At 57.4% G+C, this 18,186-nt stretch carries 15 protein-coding genes; 4 read left to right on the top strand and 11 right to left on the bottom strand.

Features of this window, described 5'->3' with window-relative positions:
* Positions 1-59: 59 nt before the first annotated feature.
* Together HMPREF2625_RS01770 and HMPREF2625_RS01765 are read right to left on the bottom strand one after the other, a co-directional pair.
* Entirely contained in the window at positions 60-1,145 is a 1,086-nt protein-coding gene (locus tag HMPREF2625_RS01770) for a 4-hydroxy-3-methylbut-2-enyl diphosphate reductase (protein ID WP_013397544.1), read from the bottom strand.
* Between the two features lie 27 nt (positions 1,146-1,172).
* Positions 1,173-2,417 carry an MFS transporter gene (locus HMPREF2625_RS01765; RefSeq protein WP_070521076.1) on the bottom strand — a complete coding sequence of 415 codons (1,245 nt, stop codon included), beginning with the start codon at positions 2,415-2,417 and terminating at the stop codon, positions 1,173-1,175.
* Between the two features lie 128 nt (positions 2,418-2,545).
* On the opposite strand from HMPREF2625_RS01765, the gene xseA reads away from it, so the two are divergent.
* Positions 2,546-3,856 (top strand): exodeoxyribonuclease VII large subunit, encoded by a 1,311-nt coding sequence (gene xseA / locus HMPREF2625_RS01760; protein WP_070521087.1) that lies wholly within the window; start codon positions 2,546-2,548, stop codon positions 3,854-3,856.
* Positions 3,857-3,878: 22 nt separating this feature from the next.
* The gene (locus HMPREF2625_RS01755; protein ID WP_004005186.1) at positions 3,879-4,160 is read left to right on the top strand and encodes an exodeoxyribonuclease VII small subunit; all 282 of its coding nucleotides are present in this window, start codon (positions 3,879-3,881) and stop codon (positions 4,158-4,160) included.
* A gap of 113 nt (positions 4,161-4,273) precedes the next feature.
* Here HMPREF2625_RS01755 and HMPREF2625_RS01750 read toward each other — a convergent pair whose 3' ends face one another.
* The 7 genes from HMPREF2625_RS01750 to galU all read right to left on the bottom strand — a co-directional run bounded on the left by HMPREF2625_RS01750 (position 4,274) and on the right by galU (position 12,638).
* Positions 4,274-5,497 (bottom strand): pyridoxal phosphate-dependent aminotransferase, encoded by a 1,224-nt coding sequence (locus HMPREF2625_RS01750; RefSeq protein WP_070521073.1) that lies wholly within the window; start codon positions 5,495-5,497, stop codon positions 4,274-4,276.
* 7 nt (positions 5,498-5,504) lie between these two features.
* Positions 5,505-6,617 (bottom strand): glycine betaine ABC transporter substrate-binding protein, encoded by a 1,113-nt coding sequence (locus HMPREF2625_RS01745; protein WP_246826575.1) that lies wholly within the window; start codon positions 6,615-6,617, stop codon positions 5,505-5,507.
* Positions 6,617-7,108, bottom strand: coding sequence for an NUDIX hydrolase (locus tag HMPREF2625_RS01740; protein ID WP_004005189.1), 492 nt, complete (start codon positions 7,106-7,108; stop codon positions 6,617-6,619). Before HMPREF2625_RS01740 ends, HMPREF2625_RS01745 begins: the two co-directional genes overlap by 1 nt.
* 30 nt (positions 7,109-7,138) lie before the next feature.
* A complete protein-coding gene (locus HMPREF2625_RS01735) occupies positions 7,139-8,128 on the bottom strand; it encodes a LysR substrate-binding domain-containing protein (RefSeq protein WP_070521069.1) in 990 nt (329 codons plus the stop codon).
* Between the two features lie 65 nt (positions 8,129-8,193).
* Positions 8,194-8,664 (bottom strand): DedA family protein, encoded by a 471-nt coding sequence (locus HMPREF2625_RS01730; protein WP_070521066.1) that lies wholly within the window; start codon positions 8,662-8,664, stop codon positions 8,194-8,196.
* Positions 8,665-9,152: 488 nt separating this feature from the next.
* Positions 9,153-11,450, bottom strand: a complete 2,298-nt coding sequence (locus HMPREF2625_RS01725; RefSeq protein WP_070521063.1) for a hypothetical protein — start codon at positions 11,448-11,450, stop codon at positions 9,153-9,155.
* Positions 11,451-11,732: 282 nt separating this feature from the next.
* Complete coding sequence (gene galU / locus HMPREF2625_RS01720) at positions 11,733-12,638, bottom strand: UTP--glucose-1-phosphate uridylyltransferase GalU (RefSeq protein ID WP_048778990.1); 906 nt, start codon at positions 12,636-12,638, stop codon at positions 11,733-11,735.
* A gap of 187 nt (positions 12,639-12,825) precedes the next feature.
* Here galU and HMPREF2625_RS01715 point away from each other — a divergent pair, with 187 nt between their 5' ends.
* Positions 12,826-13,509 carry a 5-formyltetrahydrofolate cyclo-ligase gene (locus HMPREF2625_RS01715; RefSeq protein WP_070521060.1) on the top strand — a complete coding sequence of 228 codons (684 nt, stop codon included), beginning with the start codon at positions 12,826-12,828 and terminating at the stop codon, positions 13,507-13,509.
* Positions 13,510-13,660: 151 nt separating this feature from the next.
* Positions 13,661-13,867, top strand: coding sequence for an FmdB family zinc ribbon protein (locus HMPREF2625_RS01710; protein WP_004005195.1), 207 nt, complete (start codon positions 13,661-13,663; stop codon positions 13,865-13,867).
* 36 nt (positions 13,868-13,903) lie between these two features.
* Here the strand turns inward: HMPREF2625_RS01710 and HMPREF2625_RS01705 are convergent, their stop codons facing one another.
* Positions 13,904-14,179 (bottom strand): ATP-binding protein, encoded by a 276-nt coding sequence (locus HMPREF2625_RS01705; RefSeq protein WP_070521057.1) that lies wholly within the window; start codon positions 14,177-14,179, stop codon positions 13,904-13,906.
* Between the two features lie 46 nt (positions 14,180-14,225).
* Positions 14,226-18,053 carry a DEAD/DEAH box helicase gene (locus tag HMPREF2625_RS01700; RefSeq protein WP_070521050.1) on the bottom strand — a complete coding sequence of 1,276 codons (3,828 nt, stop codon included), beginning with the start codon at positions 18,051-18,053 and terminating at the stop codon, positions 14,226-14,228.
* Between the last annotated feature and the right edge of the window lie 133 nt (positions 18,054-18,186).

The following is an 18,186-nucleotide window of genomic DNA, read 5'->3' as shown; positions in this document are numbered from 1 at the left end:
TAAAGTGCTCCCGAATGAAGAAAACGCTCCCGGAATTATAAGTTTGTGTAAGGCGCGAACTATCGCGTGGGTTTTGCCCCGCGGCCTCCCAGCTGGCGACCTGTATTTTCGTCATTTTTCAGGGCGGCACGCAGCTCTTTGGGCAGAGAGAAGAGAATGTCTTCCTTAGCGGTTTCTACCTCTTCGATGTTCTCGTACCCGTATTCAGCCAGTAGCGCCAGTACCTCCTGCACCAACACCTCGGGCACCGATGCGCCAGAAGTCAGCCCCACGGTCGCCACACCTTCAAACCAGGATTCGTCCACCTGATGCGCGAAGTCCACACGTTCGGCACGCTTGGCACCGTACTCAAGCGCGACTTCTTTGAGCCGCACAGAGTTTGAAGAGTTCGCAGACCCGACCACGATCACCAAATCTGACTGCGGGGCGATCTCCTTGATAGCGCCCTGGCGGTTTGAGGTTGCGTAGCAAATATCGTCTGAGGGCGGGTCTTGAAGGGAGGGGAACCGTTCGCGCAGCCGCGCCACGGTTTCTAGGGTTTCGTCCACGGAGAGAGTGGTCTGTGAAATCCACACGACCTTCTCTGGGTCGCGCACGGTAACCGAATCCACTTCGTCAGGCGAATTCACAATCTGAATATGTTCGGGTGCTTCACCGGCGGTACCTTCTACTTCTTCGTGCCCGGTATGCCCGATGAGCAGAATATCGTAGTCCTGTTTTGCGAAGCGAACAGCCTCACGGTGCACTTTATTCACCAGCGGGCAGGTCGCATCAATCGTGTTCAGCTGCCTGTCCCCTGCGGCAGATACAACCGCTGGAGAAACTCCATGCGCCGAAAATACGGTCACGGACCCTTCGGGCACTTCGTCCACTTCATCCACAAAAATAGCACCCTGCTGTTCGAGGGTTTCCACCACATGACGGTTGTGCACAATCTGTTTGCGCACGTACACCGGGGCACCGTAGTGTTCGAGAGCCTTTTCAACGGCGATCACGGCACGATCAACGCCGGCGCAGTACCCGCGTGGGGTGGCCAGCAGCACCTTTTTGGCACTCGTGACGGGGTTTGCAGCCTCAATATCGGCGCGGCTTCGGCGGGTGCGCGGCAGCGGCGGCAGACCGAGGGAAATGGTTTCAGTGGACATGACTACTATCCTACGTTGTTTGTTCCTCTAGTGTGTGCGTACTGTGGTGCCGCTCGCAGTGAGCGCAATGAGTTTGGCAAGAATACCACCCAGAAGCGAGACCACGGCCGCCCATGCACTGTAACTTGCGAGCGAGTTCAGATGCCCCGTCAGCATGGGGCGCGCCGTATTGACTAGGCCGTCCAAGAAAACAGTTCCCACCGTGCTGTCAGTACTTAGCCCAAGCATCTGCGGGGTTTGCTGCGCCATGACCGCACTCAGAATCCACAGACCCGCCGCAAGAATCAGGAATGCACAGGTCAGAAGCACAAAGCGTCCGCGCGGAAGCAGAATCAGGGCGATCGCTAGACCGATAATACTTGCTGCGATCAGTGCCCCGGACATACTTCCAACCCACTGCGCCCGCTGCACCGCATGCTGCACGGGGTTTCCGTCACGGTCAATAGATATCAGGTGTTTTCCCCAGGATGAAATATCGGGGTCGTATATGCCGATGCTGCCCACACGCGCATCAAGCTCACGGTAGAAGGCGCTGATGTCGAGCGCGGCTGGATCATCAGGATGCGCCAGGTTGTAGGTGTGCGTATCCGCCGCAACCTGCCGCCACATGGTGCGGTATTCGGAGGCTCCAGTGAGCCTCTGTGCATTCTCGCTCAGGCGTTTTTTCACCTCGCTGCGGCTTGTGCTCAGAATTTGTGTAAGAAAGTTGTTGCCGGATTCGGGGAAGACTCGCTTGACCGCGTCAGAGTTCATAACATCGGTGACGGCGGCATCGGCAATTCGTTTTTGAAAGTCTTGGTCTTCCACCAGCTGGGTGCTGAGCTGGTTGAACCCGGATTGGCTGATGAGGTTTTGATTGACCCAGCTGGCAACCGAACCCGCTAGCGCGCACAAAATACTTAAGGATGCGGCAAGAATCGCCAGAGCGTACCGCAGCTTTGAGACGCTGGTGGGCTCCAGTACGTGCCGCTGCGGTTTCTGATTCGCCAGGTTCGCTACGGGGGCACCCGTCGGTTCCGGGGTTTCGCTGTGCGGGCGCGGCACGTCCGAGGACTCGTTGAGCACTCGCGTCTGCTGGTTTATCTCGGGGGCAGATAAGAGCGTGGTGGTTTCATCCGCGCCCTCAAGATCATGCGGTTCGCTGGAGATAACCCGGTAGTCATCGCGCGGAGGTTCGGGCAATACACGGGTGGTGTCTGGTGAGTCCTCTGGAACCTCAAGTTTAATCGTGCGCTTGGGTTCGTGGGGTTGGGGGTCGTCATATACACCCATAGGTTACAGATTACCGGGTTCGGCAGAAAAGGTTGAATGAGTGTGCCCTCAGCGGAAACTGTGACGTGAAGAGTACGCACATGACCGAAAGATGGGCAAAATCGCAGGCTGTGGGAGAGAATGGGGTTATGACTGATTTTTCGGCAGCGCACCATGAATACCCGCACTCGGCTCCCCCGATTGTGCCGCCTGCGGCTGAGCGGCAGCTTCCTGCAAAGTCGCAGGAGACCACACCGCAGAATCCTTGGCCTCTGGCACTTTTGGCTCAGAATATGAAGAACTATATCGATAAGGTTCCGCAGCTGTGGGTTGAGGCGCAGGTTGCTTCCCTCAACGGGCGCGGCGGGAACGTTTTTATCGAGCTGAAGGATCTACAGGAAGATTTTTCGTTTACGCTCGCCCTGTTCGGTCAGGCGGGGCGCGGCCTGGGTTCGGATGTGAAGGTTGGCGCGCGGGTGGTGACCTTAGCGAAGCCCAGCCTGTGGAAGAACGGTCGACTATCCCTGATTGGGCGGCGTATCTATGCGGTGGGCACGGGTAACCTGCACGAACAGCTGCAAATACTGCGTGAAAAGCTGGCCGCCGAAGGGTTGTTTGCGGATGCTCGCAAGAAGCCGCTCCCGTTGCTGCCGCATCGTGTGGGACTGATTACCGGGCGTGATTCCGATGCCGAAAAAGACGTGATTCGCAATGCTTCGCTGCGCTGGCCCGGAGTGCAGTTTGAGGTACGGAACGTGAAAGTGCAGGGCGAAGGCTCGGCGAGCGAGGTGATGGCGGCGCTGAGCGAGTTGGATGCGCATCCTGATGTTGATGTGATTGTGATCGCCCGCGGCGGCGGTTCGTTTGAGGATCTGCTCTCGTTCTCTGATGAGGCTCTGGTACGTGCCGTGGCGGCGGCGCAGACTCCGGTCGTTTCGGCAATTGGGCATGAGGCAGACAGCCCGATTCTGGATGCCGTCGCGGATGTTCGCGCCTCTACCCCCACCGATGCGGGTAAGCGTATTGTGCCTGATGTTGCCGAGGAGCTGGCGGTTATTCGTGAGGCGCGAGCGCGTGCCGACCGCGCGGTTTTGGGCTACCTGAACTATCAGGAGCAGTATATTCGGCAGCTGCATGAGCGCCCGGTGCTGACCCAGCCGGAGACGGATTTAGGGTGGCGCAGTGAGGATATTTTTCGGCTGCGGGAGCGAGCCGCCCGTTCGGTGGAGTACCGCGTAGCACGCGAACGGGACGCGATTTCGCATACGATTGCTCGGGTGCGGGCACTCTCGCCTATGGAAACGCTCAAGCGCGGGTACACGATTGTGCAGCGTGCCGATGGTGATCTGGTGCGTGATGCCACGGCTCTATCGGCTCATGACAAGCTGACGATGCGCGCAGCGGTGGGCGGTGCCGAGGTCAGTGTGGTCAAAACATACGACTCAAATCTTGATTTATAACTCTTTTGTGGAAGGTACAACATTGTCTGAGAATATTAGTTTTCATACGGAAGAGCTGGGTGCTCCCGTCGAGACCCTAAGCTATGAACAGGCGCGCTCCGAGCTTGAGAATGTGGTGCGGCAGCTGGAATCTGGCACCTCAAATTTGGAGTCTTCAATAGCCCTGTGGGAACGCGGCGAGGCGTTAGCTTCCCGGTGCGAGGCCTGGCTTGAAGGCGCCCGGGAACGCCTGCACGCGGTGCGTAACACTCAGGATGCAACGGGTGAAGAAGCTGAGTCTGAGGGCTCCGAGTCCGAAGACTAAGGCGTAAAAAGCTCTTGATGCGTTACCAAGCGTGAAAAAATCCGTTTGATAACACATCAAGAGCAGTAGGAGTGGGCGCGAACTAGCGCGGGAAAACCGCCTAGCAAACCCTGCTAATTCTTTTGTTTGTAATCCGCCATGAAGTTACCCAGCCGCTCAAGCGCGCTCTTGAGGGTCTGCACATCCGGCAGGAAAACCAGGCGGAAGTGGTCGGGCTTATGCCAGTTGAAGGCGCTGCCGTGGCTGAAGAGAATTTTCTGATCTTTGAGCAGGTCGAGCATGAACTGTTCGTCGCTCTTGATGTTGAACTTTTCGGTATCAATTTTGGGGAACAGGTAGAGCGCGCCATCGGCCTGTTCACAGGTAATGCCGGCGATTTCGTTGAGCATACGATACGCCAGGGTGCGCTGCTCGTAGAGACGCCCGCCGGGGGCAACGAGTTCGTCAATGGACTGGTAGCCGCCAAGTGCGGTCTGAATTGCATGCTGGGCGGGCACGTTGGAACACAAGCGCATCGACGCAAGCAGGGTAATGCCCTCGATATAGTTTTTAGCGTCCTCTTTTGGCCCGGTAATGGCGAGCCATCCGGCGCGGTAACCGCAGACGCGGTATGCTTTGGAAAGCCCCGAGAAGGTCATGCAGAGCACATCATCACCGGTGATGGTGGCCATGTTGATAGCCTCGGCGCCTTCGTAGGTGATCTTCTCGTAGATTTCGTCGGCAAAGACCACGAGCTCATGTTCGCGCGCCACATCAGCAATCTGCTGCAGAATCTCGCGGGAGTACACGGCACCGGTGGGGTTGTTGGGGTTAATAATCACAATGCCCCTGGTGCGCTCGGTAATCTTCGACTTGATGTCTTCAATATCCGGGTACCAGTTGTTCTCTTCGTCGCACAGGTAATGCACGGGGTTGCCGCCTGCGAGCGTGGTGGAGGCGGTCCATAGCGGGTAGTCGGGCATTGGGACCAGAATTTCATCCCCCGGTTCGCACAGCGCCTGCAGGGTCATAGGAATCAGTTCCGAAACGCCGTTGCCTAGATATATGTCGTTGGTGTCAAGGTCAAGAATCCCGCGGGTCTGGTAGTACTGCACAATGGCGGTGCGTGCAGAGTACAGCCCGTGGGAGTCGGAATAACCCTGCGTGACGGGCAGGTGGCGGATGATATCCATCATGATCGCATCCGGCGCTTCAAATCCGAAGGGGGCGGGGTTACCAATATTGAGTTTGAGGATGCGGTGGCCAAGCGCTTCCATGCGGTTGGCTTCTTCGAGAATAGGTCCGCGAATATCGTAGAGGACGTTGTTCAGCTTTGAGGACTGACGGTACTTCGTCATAGTTACATTACTTCCTTGGATGCTCTAATAAGAATTTCGCGGCCTCGTCGTCAGCGATGGGGTTGGTACCGCTCGTAAGACGAAGCAAGAACGATAGGTTTCCCGTATCTAATGTAGATGATACGCGGTTTATAGCTTCGCGTGCACTATCTGGCAGGTTACGACGCGCAATCGGAATAAGTTGTTGGTTCAGCTGCGTAGTCTGTGGGTCTTCGAGAGTTGTGAAGCGGTTATCCTCAATCGCCGGGTCTGCGCTGTGCAAAAGAACCACCTGCGCGGTGTCTTTGCTGAGCATACTCACCCGTTCTGCCGAATTTTCGTTGAGAATAGGGTTTTCGACCGTGTATTTGTAGACGGTTTTGAGGCTTGCAACGCCGTAGTTGCTGCTGGTGTATCCGCTGGTGAGAGCAAAACTTAGGGTAGCTTTTACATCCGCAAGATTGGCGAGGCTGCGAAGTTTATGCTGCACTTCATTTTGGCGAGTGGTCACGAGAACATCGCGGTTTTGGGCATTAGCAACGTCTAGAAGTTCCAGGTGTTCGGGGAGCACACGGTTAATAGCGGCAACAGTATCGGTAATATTCAGTGCGCGCGCGTTAATGGCTCCGCTGGGGCTTGCGGTTGCGCCTTCGGAGGCGGACGCATCGTGCGAAGGCGTGTTGGTGGGGGTTGGCGGTAGTGTGACCCCGGCGCTCGCCGCGGATGCGCTGGCACTGGCGGCTTGACGTTCCGCCTGAATTTGTGCGGGGCTAAGTTTGCCGTCGTTCGTAAGATGCAGCAGCAAATCGCCGCTGTAGTCGATGACAAGGTCAAGCGTGTCTGGTTCGGGGGTGTTCGCTTCGGTCTGTTTGAGCGCATCCAGAAATTTGCTGCGGCTGTCTTCGTTGGTGACGACTTCAACGTTATATCCCACGTTGCGAAGCGCCTGAGCGTATAGGTATGCGACCGCCCGCATCTCGCGCAGGGCACCGATGCCCACGCGCAGGGTTCCGTAGCTTGATGCTGAAGGATCAACTTTCGGTTTATCGTCCTCTGACGAACAAGCGGCAAGAAGCGGAGCTAGGGCTAAGGCGCTTATCATGGTGCGGCGGGTAGGCGCGGGGCGGTTTGGGTAATGCACTAGATTTTCCTCGCGTTCTCGTCGGCAAGAAATTCTTGGTATTCGCGCGACCAGGCGGCGGCATTTTGAAAGCCCATCATGGATGCGACCTCGTCGATGAGGGTGCCGTAGCGTAGGGTATCGAGTTCAGCGATAGGCACCCAGCAGGCGCTGTCGGAAGAACCGTTCTCTTCGGCACGCAGCTCGCCGGTGACCACGTGGGCGCGGTAGACGATGCGCAGAGCGCAGAACGGCAGCGTGCTGTCGGAGAGCCCGTTACGTGCGGGAAAATGCCCGGCGTGCACGCCCAAAATATCTTCGATGGCAACGCTGTACCCGGTTTCTTCGAGGGTTTCTCGCAGGGCGGTTTCGTCGGCCTGCTCGCCCGGTTCCATGCCTCCGCCGGGCAGCGACCAGAGCGGACTTTGGGCGCGGTCCTCGGGCACCCAGCGGGTCATGAGCAGTTTGCCCTGCTCGATAATGACCGCGTAAGCTGCGGGACGAGTTTCCATTACCAATGCCATGATGTTAAGTTTACCGCTTTAGCGTTTCTTTCCGGCACGCCGCGCACGGGCGGCTTGAGCGTTGTGACGGGCATAGTCTCGAAGGTTTCCGCTCTTTTTGGCGTTCGATTTCTTCCGATCACGAGCCTCACGGCGGGCATTAGCGGCACGGTTTTTCGCTTTCGTCTTTGCTTTCTCATCAGCAATGCGCTTAGCCCGACTCTGCTTCGTCTCACTTCCTCGCTCGCTGGATGCGGTTCGCCCGCGCACAATACCTATAAAGTCCTGGATCAGGGTTTCTTCTCTTTCGGGGCGCGGATGCGCCACCGGTGCCCGCCTCCAGGTGAGGGTCACCGGATAGGGTTCAAGGCCGCGCATCGGGCGATAGGTGAGGTCTTTACGATGATAGAACCGCGCCACGGACATGGGTGCAATGTACAGACCAATTCCTGCGGCAACGAGCTCAAGAGCCTCACGATCGCCGGTAAATTTGGGCAGGACTCTTGGGTTTTCGGCTCGCCATGTGCTGGAGGCTTCAGCCCAGGCGGGGTAATCGTCGGGGACGTGAAGCAGAAATTCTTCGGCGAGGTCTTCAAAACTCACCTCGTCAAGCACCGTGAGCACGTGGTCGCTGGGCATGATCAGCACGGGTACTTCTTCGTACAGTCTGATGCTGTGGTACTCGTCTGTGTCTCTGCTGTGCGGTTCGTGGGTGGGGCGCACAATCGCCATATGTGCAAGCGGTTCTGCACTTTGGGAGGTGGAAAGCTCTGTGGTAAGGGCCTGAATTCCCAACCCCTCCCCCACCGGAATTTCAGCCAGGGGCGCGCGGTCACCGTAGCGCTCATGCCAGCGGGTGAACCATTTTCCGGGCATAATTCCCGGCACATAGGCAATGCGCAGCTCAGAGCGTTCAAGCACCTGGACGGGTAGGGCCTGCGGAGTGTAGAGAAGATTTGCGATATGGTGCGGAAGCTCGTCGGCTCTTGCTTCTTCCTCTGCCCGTGCGTTGGTGCTGTTTTCACTCATGCCACCACGCTAGCACAGTGGACGGGTACGCGGGGTGTATCCGTGGAATATACGGTAAAAACGGGCTAAGACTGCCGCTTATCAGCAATATAGGTGCGAATCTTTGAGGCTGTCACGCTGATCAGAATAAGCGCGACAAAGATGAGCGGCACCATCCACGGCTCAAATCCGAAGGCGGCAAGGAGAGCAAACCCGATCGTGACGTAGATAATCGCCCATATCAGGGTGCCCAAAAGCATGCCGGGCAGCCAGCGGCGCATCGGCATTTTTGTGAACCCTGTGGTAATGATGACGGCGGTCTGTAGCCCGACCGTCAGAAAACAGAGCGGCACGGCGTAGGCTCCCCACCGGTTGATCATGGCGGTGGCTCGTGTGTAGAGCGGGGTCTGCATGGCGTTACGGATGCGTTCTAGGCGCGCGCTTCCCGTGGCGGCAAGGTAGCCCAGGGCGTAGACGATGCTGGTGCGCAAAATACCGATGCCCCACATGATGACGACGGCAAGTTCGAGAGGCAGAGCCGCAAACCATTCTTTCACCCCCTCATTCTCTCATGTTTTGGGTATGGTACTCATCAGCTGAGGGTGTACATATGTTGCTCTGAGGTTCTACGTAGTGCACATGATCCCGCAATCAAAAAAAATTTAAATTTTTTCTGCACCCTATTATTTGGGGTCTATCCCCGTAAACACAGGGTTTTCGGTTAGGTAACCCTAAATATACTGACAGAGTGTCGCTATTTTTCCGGGATTTACAGTTGGCAGACACCTCAAAATTAGGTTATATTTTTATTACCAAATAGGATACGCCTTGTGGGAAGGCCTCCTAGATACGGTTTTGAAGACTTTTCTTCCTGTGTGTGATGCGAAGGAGGAGGTTCCATCTGGAACCTCCTCCTTTTCCTATGTGCGCATCCTTACTGAATTACTCGATTCATTCTTTTCCCAGGGCACGTAAAAAGGCTCCCCATATATCTGGGGAGCCTTTTTACTCTGGTGCAGAAATAACCTAGAGATCCAACGAACCGTTACTTCTGCTCGCCGTTCTTTGGGCCGCCGTCACTTCCATTGGGCTTCTTCTGATGCAAAGAGCTCAGCGGCTTCGGAAGCTGCGTGGGGGTCCATGTTTTCTGCGATACCCCGGTGAAAGATGCTCCCGTCCCCGGCATATTCCCCCGCTTATAGGACGCGGATGCGTTCGAGGCGGAGCCCGAACGCTCGCCGGGTTCATCCACGACCGGAATAATATCGAGAGGCTCGAACTCAGAATCGTCGAGATCAAGCGGAACCGGAACATCGAATTGGCTCGTATTCGTAAACCCAGACCCGCCTCCTACCGGAACAGAACCGGTCGCCGGTCCTTGCTGGAAGCGTGAATTCTGCGCACCTGAGCCTGTGGGGGTTCCCATCGGACGCTGCGACCGCGGAGGTTCCTGGTTCATGGGGCGGATAGCTCCCTGCGGGGTGAACCCTGCAGGAGGAAGATTCTTCTCCTCCGCTACAGAGCGCGAAGGCGCAAATCCAGGCCCGAAATTCTGAACGCTCGCATGCTGAGCCGTGGAGGTCTGATGCTTCTGGTTTTGCGGTGCAAAGCTGCGCTGACCGTATCCCTGCTGCTCGCCGAGACTCTGCTGTCCTAAGCCTGTCTGAGCCGCCTGCCGGTTCTGGCCTGTGTTTTGGTTTTGCGGCATACCCTGATGTTGCCCCACACGCTGCCCTTGGTGCGTACCATAGCCCTGAGCTGGCGCAGCATACGGATTTTGCGCGGTATTCTGCGGTTGCGCGAGGTATGGATTATGCGCTGCACCACGATACGGTGCGGAACGTGCAGAGTCATCCGCGCGATCCTGCATGCCGGGGCCGAACGCCGCATCCTGAGCAGAAGTATTGCTCATACCGGAGGGCGCGGAATGACCCTGAGTCTGGTTTGTATTCGCAGGAGCCGATTCTAAGAATCCGTTCCTAGGCACAGCACCTTCGCGTTGCGGAGCATCCACAGTATTTCCGGGTGCGGGAGTCACCGGGATTTGCCCGGTTGGAGTGGTCTGAACTTCCTGATCGAAAAGTTCACTCGTGCGTTCCAGCGGGCGCAGATGCGTTCCTGGAATGCGTGCCGGACGGCGCGGGGTCTGCCCCTGAGCAGATGCAGACCCGACAAAACGGGTCTCGTGCCGCTGCGCCTCGGGCTGAGGTGCGGGCGTGCGGTGCAGGTTCTTTGGCTGCACAAAAACATCCTGTGCGGGAGCCTCCTCTGCCGACGCTAAAAACGCATGCTCGGAAGGAGCTTGCTCGTATGAAGCTTCGTGGCCTGCACCCTGCTCCTCATCGTACAGAACGGGTTCAGGAGCATGCTGCGGAGGGTACTTAGGGTGCAACTGCGCCGGAATCCTGCGGGCGTGCGAAGTACCGGAAAAGTGCTGCTGCGCGTCCTCAGCTGAGTACGATTCAGCGTATTCGACGTATTCCTCATGCACCGACTCTTCGCTCAGCTCGTGAGGCTCTGGTGCGAATTCATCGGCACCGATCTGTGGTGCGTGGTCGGCGGGAACACTCTGTTCTGAAGACTCTTCCTCTAGCGTAGATTTGCGGGATGCGCGCCCCGAGTTCCAGCGCAGCGAACCCCACCTGCTGGCCTTGGAAGAACGACTCGGTGAGGTTTCTTCTGGTTCCTCGGCGTCTAACTCGTGTGCCTCATCCTGCGCGAATTCCTCTTCGGCAGCCTCATCCTCGATGGGCAGCGCATTATGCCCGGAGGTTTCGGGATACACCGCATCAGGTTCTTCGTGCCCATCCTTAGGCTGCCCCAAGTAGTAGAGGGCACCGCCGATCCCCGCGAGCACCACGAAGGAAACCGTGGGGGCGCTCCACGGCAGCCACCCCATGAGGGAGAGAATCAGCGAGAAAATCAGAATAAGTGCCACCAACGCGCCGATACCGAGCAGGGTCAGGCGCAGGGTTCCTAAGCGATGCAGGCGTTCCGGCAGCCAGGATTCCTGTTCGAGTACGGGTACAGGACTGGTAAAAGGTTCGACCGGCGAGGCTTCACGCAGATCGGAGAGCGCGGCGCTCGTCTCTTCTTCACTGAGCGGGGGTACGTTTCCGCTCGCGGCGTTGGATTTCTTGGGGTCAGAACCGGGCACTGCGGACTCCTCAGAAAAAAGAATGGAATGCGAAGTCAGAACATCATCAGTCATGGAATGCGGGTTTACAACCGTCTGTTCGGGGGTGTCTGCGGCGGATGCACGACGCATATTCCGCGGTATAAACCACAACAGCATGACGACCGCTAAAACTACGAGAACACCCGACGTGCTCAAAATCGTCATGTGTATCTATCCCTTCAAGCTAACATTTATAAAACCTAGGACTTTTCATCTTACCTAGTACAGGACAGTGTTCGCATTCATCTACGTATACCGTGCGAAAATATACCAAAGAAACCTGGATTATTCAGGGCTCTTCTAGAAAATATGCGCTCAGCACATTTCCCGTGCATGTATAAATACTATCGAACACAGTCGAACATTACGTAAATGAATCAGGGGCGACAGCAGGTCATAAAACCGAACTATCGCCCCTGAGAGGACTAGATATTATGCAAAGAGTGATTAGCAGTTCTTATCGGAAAATTCTTTCAGCCATTCACGAAGTTCAGGGCCGAGATCTTCGCGTTCGGAAGCAAGAATAACGTTTGCCTTCAGATACGAGAGCTTATCCCCCGTATCGAAGCGGCGCCCCTTGAAGACCACACCGTATACGCCCTCACCTTCGCCGGTGCCGACTGCCAAAGTCTGCAGTGCATCGGTCAGCTGAATTTCGTTGCCGCGGCCCGGAGCCGTGTTTTCCAGCACCTCGAATACCTTCGAGCTGAGCACGTAGCGACCAATCACCGCATAGTTGGAGGGTGCTTCCTCGGGGGCGGGCTTCTCAACAAGACCGGTGACCTTCACGTAGCCGTCCTGGCCTTCAACCGCCTCGATAGCAGCGGCACCGTAGGCTGAGATAGACTCGCGGGGAACCTCCATAAGCGCGATCACGGAGCCGCCGGTAGCCTGCTGAACCTCGACCATCTGCGAGAGCAAATCCTCTTTTTCGTCGATCAGGTCATCGCCCAGCAGAACCGCGAAGGGCTCATCCCCCACATGTACCTTGCCGCGCAAAACTGCATGGCCCAGACCTTTAGGGTCGCCCTGCCGCACATAGTGCAGTTCACCCAACTCATTCGTTGCTTCAACAGCTTTCAGAAGGGCGTCTTTACCCTGCTCGGCCAGCTGACTTTCTAGGACCGGAACACGGTCAAAATGGTCTTCAAGCGCACGCTTGTTACGGCCGGTAATCATAAGAACATCGTTCAGGCCGGCGCGGATTGCCTCTTCTACCACGTACTGAATTGCGGGGCGATCAACGACCGGAAGCATTTCCTTAGGAGTCGCCTTCGTTGCGGGCAAGAACCTGGTCCCCAGACCAGCCGCCGGAATAACAGCCTTAGTGACAGACTTAGATACTTTAGTCATACCAATAAGCATAACTCATGCACCCTCTTTCACAGCCTGTAATACTACAATTTGACACGTACCTTCGTGCAAGAATTTAAAAATACCCCGCTGTACCTTTGCAGGTTAGGCGCTATAAGATATCGCCGAGCATCGCACTCGCCGCACAACGTTATCGCAATGGTGAAAGCACTCACCCAGGAGAACCATGAAACCCGAGCCCAGCACCTTATCCACCCCGCACAAGAGCAACGATGTATCCCACAGCAAAACTTCCGAAGATACCGCCCTCGACAAGCAGATACTGCGCTCCCAAATTCGCCCGCAACGCCTGATCGCCAAAAACGCCCGCACAGCGGCGGAACACGAGCAGATGAAACAGCAATACCGCGACCATATTCTTTCGCTGATCCCCAAGGACGCGCAGGCGCAAACTATCGCGGCGTACCTGCCCACCGCCTCCGAACCGCCTATCACCGCAGCGCTTCACGACCTGCACGCGCGCGGGCACCGCATCCTGGTGCCCGTAGTACGCCCGGCACGCACCCTCGCCTGGGTTGTCTGGGACCCACACGTGGAGCATCCGCTCAACGGCTTGGGCATTGCCGAGCCCGAAGGCGAAGAGTATGACACCCAAGCTTTTGTTGCCGCCGACCTGCGGCTAGTTCCGGCGCTCGCCTATGCACGCAACGGCCGCCGTCTAGGGCAGGGCGGAGGCTACTATGACCGCATCATCCCTGCCCTTTCGGCAGATAAACTGCGTGAGAGCACCGTAGGCGTGGTGTTTTCCCACGAAGTGCTCGAAAGCATTCCCTACGATGAATGGGATGCCGTGCTCCCCCGCGTGCTGACCGAGAACGGCATAGAGCCCCTCGGCGATTCCGCGCTCTAGACCGAGAACTTAAGAACATTCTGCCTGCGCTAAGCCCCGCGCGGCACGCCACCCAAGTCGAAACCGGGTGAGGTTCGCGGTACACTCTATACGCAACACACGGCAGCCGCCGCGCTCGCGGCTGCCCTAGGATCTGTCATTCAGGAGAACCATGCCGGTCTACGTTTACCAGTGCAAAAACTGTGGGCACGCTTTCGAGAAACGCCAGTCGTTCAGCGAGGACGCCCTGCGCACCTGCCCGCAATGCGGTGAAGACACACTTCGCAAACGCTTCAACACCGTGGGCGTCGTCTTCAAAGGATCCGGGTTCTACAGCACCGATAAAGGTTCCAGCTCAAGCTCATCTCAAGCAGAGTAGTCACACGAAGAATCGTTCCCTCCCTGTACTGCGGCACTAGCCCCAGTGCGGGGGTTTTTGTTCGCGCACCCACTCTAGACGGGCACGTTCTTCGGGGGTTAAATGTTCCTGCGCCGAGCCGCGGGCATGCCGTAGGTTTCCTCGATTCGCGGCTGACTTCCCGGAGGTCTCTTTGCGTGCAGGCGTTGGCGTATTCGCATGAAGCGGTGCGTTCACGCCCGCGATGCGCGGCTCGTCCCCTGCTAATGTGCCTCCCCCGCTGGCACGACGATGGCCTCTGCGCGGTTTCGGTGTTGGAGAATACTCACCCATAGGTTCGTCCTTTCAGCTCTGCGCTGCCGGGAGGGTGCAGAAGCGCCTAGTCTGCATATATACCCAAATACCGTAGGATACGCGCCACCACTGCCTCGGGATCGGCGAAAACCTCCAAGGTGTTAAGGGTTACGTAGTTCCAGCCCGTGCGGCTCAACCTTTCAGGAACCAGGCGAGTATGCTCACGCACGCTCTCGGTCGTGTAATCAAACAGCACATCCGACCCCACCATGAGCGGCATCCGCTGTGCGCTCTCCTGTTCAGATTCGGTATGAATGAGCTGTTGCGGTGCCAGCGCGATAAAGGCTATCTCGTCTTCGCCGGGCCGCACCCGAACGCCGCGTTCGCGCAGGCGTGCTACTGCATCGTTAAGCAGCCAGTCCTGAGTTACCGGATCGGTTGGCTCGTCCTCAGTCTCTAGCCAGGCGTTAGACGCAAGAACGTCCTCGCGTGGAGTCTGCGCCGCAATCTGCTGCTGGTTCTCCTCATAGGCGAGCATCAACCGGTATAGATCCAGCGCACCCTCGTGGAGTTTCTGCGCATTCATATCGGTTGGACTCACGCAGCTAACAATATGCGTGGCCCGCCGTGCGCGAGTGAGTCCCACTACGAAGCCTTCACGACCGTGCGGGCCCGATAGCAGCCCCAGATTATGGGAGCTCTGCCCCAGCCGGGCACGCCCCACACCCAGCGAGAAAATGACGGTATCGCGTTCCAGCGACCCCGCACGGTTTACATCCACCACCCGGAAAGACTCGGTACCGGGCTTGAAAAACTCGGCAAGCTGCGGGTACGTATTCAAGGCTTGGCGCACCGCCCCGGCAATCCGCTGGGCATGCTTCGGGCTCGCCGTCACCACCGCCAAAGAACGTTCGGGGCGGCGGTAGGCGTGCTCAAGCACCAAACGGGTTACACGGTCCACTTCAACGCTCGGGGATTCCAGGTTCGCGTTATCGCTCACCTTCCCGCGCGTATCAATATACTCAATACTCAGCGTGTTCACGGGCTTGTGGGATGCCGGGCTCACCGGAATTTCGCGCAGGTGAGACCCATAGAATTCCCGATTCAGGTAGTCGAAAAGCACGCGGTCAAAGGGACGGTGCACGAGCGAGAGCGTGCGGTTTGGAAGCAGACGTGAAAGCGCCCCAAAAGTGCTCTCCAACCGGTGAGAATCCGATGCTGGTGCACCCGAAGTTGGCGCCGAAACAATAAACGGCGCGGGGAACCCGGCATGAGGGTCGCCCACAGCAATTACCTGATCCGCGCGCGTAATCGCCGGAAGATTGGCCGCCAGCGGGGTGGACTCAGCATCCAGCAGGATAACCGTATCAAAACGCATCGACATGGGAATCCGGCGCGCCAGCGAAAACGGACTGGCAGTCCACAGCGGCAGCAAGGTACGTGCCATGACCGGGGCATTCACCAGAAGCGATTCAAGATCAAACTCACGGCCGCGCAGCTGACTCTTCAGATACGAAGCCTGCTCGGGGAATTCTTCGATACGTTCTGTCCACAACCGTACCGTATGCGCCAGCAAACGCGCCTGGGCGCTCGACATATGGGCGTAGTCCGCGCGGCGGAAACGAGCCTCAATATCGCGCAGCTCGTCGCCGTCAAGAATTTTTTCGGCGTGCTGCTCCAGAAGCTCTTCAAGTGCGGATTGCCACCACGCAAGTTCGAGTTCCGATGTCACCTCGGATGCGTTTGCCTCACGCTCACCCAGCTCGTCCAGAAAATCGCTCAGACCCGCATTCGTGAGCCGCCCTAAGAGTACGTCACGTTCGGGTAAGCTCATGAGCACTTCGCGGTCGTTGAGCAGAGCATCCAGGCGGGCTTCGAGCTGGTCAAGATCCGTATGCACAAAGTCGACGCCTTCGGCGGTATCAGGGAGTATGATCTCAAGCCCCGAAAGCTCCGAGCCCAGCGAGTGCAGGGCGTTCGCCAAAGCATCCAGGTTCTCGGGAATCTTCGGGGTGCTGGGCGAATCAAGAAGCCGAATCCACTCGGCGCGCTCGGTCTGCACAACTTTGAGGTGTTCATGCAGATCGCCAATATGCACTCCCGGCAAAATATACTCTTTTGCCGCTCGACGCAGGCGCGAACGCTGCATACTGCTCATGTCGATACGGTTTTCCCGTCGCCATGAGCCGGATGCGGTAGCCGCAATCAGGTCGGTCACCGGGCGGTCGTACACCTCTGCCCGGAAGCGTTTGAGAGTTTCCCGAATGCGAATCAGAATAGCAAGCTGCGCATCCCAATCGGCTATAGTACGTGCCCGGCGCAGATGCAGGCTCGCGTTCATGGCGTTCATCGCCTCGCGCAGGGAAAGAAGCGAGGAACGCAGGGTAATGACGAGGGCGTAGGCGTCCGCCGCCTCGTCTTCGTTAAGCAGACGGGCACGATGCCAGGGCGAAGTGCGGGTTGCGCGTGTGAACCCGTTCAGTTCCGCAAAACGCACAATATCGGCGGTAATGGCTTCGCGGTCTTGCAGGGTATCAAGTAGCTGACGGCTAAAACGCACCTGGGTCTGCGGCGCGCTCTCCTCAGAGGCGAGTTGGGCCACTCGCTGCAGGGCTTCACTGATAGAAATATGCCACAGTGGGTCGCGCGCCGTCAGTGCGTGCGTGTGATCTGTGAGCGCTGTGCGGGTTTCGATCAGCTCACGATTAAGGTTTGTGGAATTAGGCTCTGCGGTATTCTCGTTACGCACGATAGCGCGAATAAACTCGGTTCGCTGATCTTCGGCTGTGTGTTCTGCCAGCAGATCGTAGCGCAGATCGTTAAGCCCGGTGCGTCCCAGAAGCTCGCTAAAGGATGCGAGGGTCGAACGTTTTTCTCCCACGACCAGAACCGACTTTCCGCGCCCCATCAGGGTTGAGGCGATATTTACGGCGGTGCGTAACGGTTCTGTTCCGGGTGCGGCTGTCACAGTCATCGAAAATCCGCTGGCGGCGGTATCAATAATATTCTGCGCCACGGGGTCTGCGTCGAACAGCAGCGTTTCTTGGGCGGGATCGCGCTGGTTGAGGGGCTGCTGCAGGTTGTGCGCGTTCATCTCGCGCGGCTGCGCACCGGGAACTTTGAGCGCCGCAAGATCGCGCACGAGCGGGGTATGCGCAGTGTGCGGCAGCTCCCCCATGCTTTCCTTCAGATCTGCAAAGGTTGAGATAAAATACTTTGATTCTATGGTCATCCCTGGAATACGCCCGGCGGAGGCACGCATCCGCTCGATCACGGGTTCAGGGTCCAGGCGTGACATTGAGTTGGCGAGCTGCGCAACATCCATAGTGCCCAGGTCGATCTCATATTCCTGTTTGATTTGGCGCACCATAGCGGGGTTCAGGCGTGCAGAACCAGCTAGCTGCAGCTCAAAATCATCGCTTGTCGGATGCGGTGTCAGGTTCAGCGGCGCCATCAGAATTGGCGCGATAAACCGTTTTTCAGAGGCTTTGGCATCATCGCGCATCGCATGCGATAACCATGATGCGGTGCCCGCCACAAAATACCCGGCATCGAGCCCGTGCCCGGTCGAGAGCTCATAAATTTTGGTGCGCAGGGTACGCGCGGCACGCATCTCGTGTCCCAGCAGGGACTTATCGCGAATCAGGGTGGAAAGACGTGTTTTGCGTCCGGCCAACAGCTGCGCAAGCCCGGAAGGGTTAGCGTCACTGAGATTGATGTGTACGTAATCGACCTGGTTGAAGTCGAGCATCGCATCCGGCCCGGTATACACGTCCATCTGCTGCGCCCAGCGTTCAAGACCCGCCGAGGGGTCGAAGGCGGGAGAGCTGGGATCCAGGTATTCCGGCTGGAATTCGGCGCTGCGGGGTTCCTTAGCAGCGGTGTTCTCCAGTGTATCCGGGGTTTCGTTCACAGTGTGCTCGTCCTTGGATGATTCGTGGTGAGTGTGGGGATAATCTTACATAACATCATACGGAGGCTCTAGCTAATTCCCGTGTATCCGATGTGCTTTTCCACGGATCAGGTCGGGGAACGGGCGTTCCTCA

The organism is Rothia sp. HMSC064D08, from assembly GCF_001809525.1.
Taxonomy (GTDB): domain Bacteria; phylum Actinomycetota; class Actinomycetes; order Actinomycetales; family Micrococcaceae; genus Rothia; species Rothia dentocariosa.
Note: the sequence above shows the minus strand (reverse complement) of the source record. Positions and strands in the feature narration are given on the sequence as shown.

Coding starts and splice junctions, on each gene's coding strand:
- HMPREF2625_RS01735 (WP_070521069.1), bottom strand. CDS start 8,128: ATGAGTGAAAACAGCACCAACGCACGGGCAGAGGAAGAAGCAAGAGCC.
- HMPREF2625_RS01740 (WP_004005189.1), bottom strand. CDS start 7,108: ATGGAAACTCGTCCCGCAGCTTACGCGGTCATTATCGAGCAGGGCAAA.
- HMPREF2625_RS01705 (WP_070521057.1), bottom strand. CDS start 14,179: ATGGGTGAGTATTCTCCAACACCGAAACCGCGCAGAGGCCATCGTCGT.
- HMPREF2625_RS01750 (WP_070521073.1), bottom strand. CDS start 5,497: ATGACGAAGTACCGTCAGTCCTCAAAGCTGAACAACGTCCTCTACGAT.
- HMPREF2625_RS01765 (WP_070521076.1), bottom strand. CDS start 2,417: ATGGGTGTATATGACGACCCCCAACCCCACGAACCCAAGCGCACGATT.
- HMPREF2625_RS01710 (WP_004005195.1), top strand. CDS start 13,661: ATGCCGGTCTACGTTTACCAGTGCAAAAACTGTGGGCACGCTTTCGAG.
- HMPREF2625_RS01725 (WP_070521063.1), bottom strand. CDS start 11,450: ATGACGATTTTGAGCACGTCGGGTGTTCTCGTAGTTTTAGCGGTCGTC.
- HMPREF2625_RS01770 (WP_013397544.1), bottom strand. CDS start 1,145: ATGTCCACTGAAACCATTTCCCTCGGTCTGCCGCCGCTGCCGCGCACC.
- galU (WP_048778990.1), bottom strand. CDS start 12,638: ATGACTAAAGTATCTAAGTCTGTCACTAAGGCTGTTATTCCGGCGGCT.
- HMPREF2625_RS01715 (WP_070521060.1), top strand. CDS start 12,826: ATGAAACCCGAGCCCAGCACCTTATCCACCCCGCACAAGAGCAACGAT.
- xseA (WP_070521087.1), top strand. CDS start 2,546: ATGACTGATTTTTCGGCAGCGCACCATGAATACCCGCACTCGGCTCCC.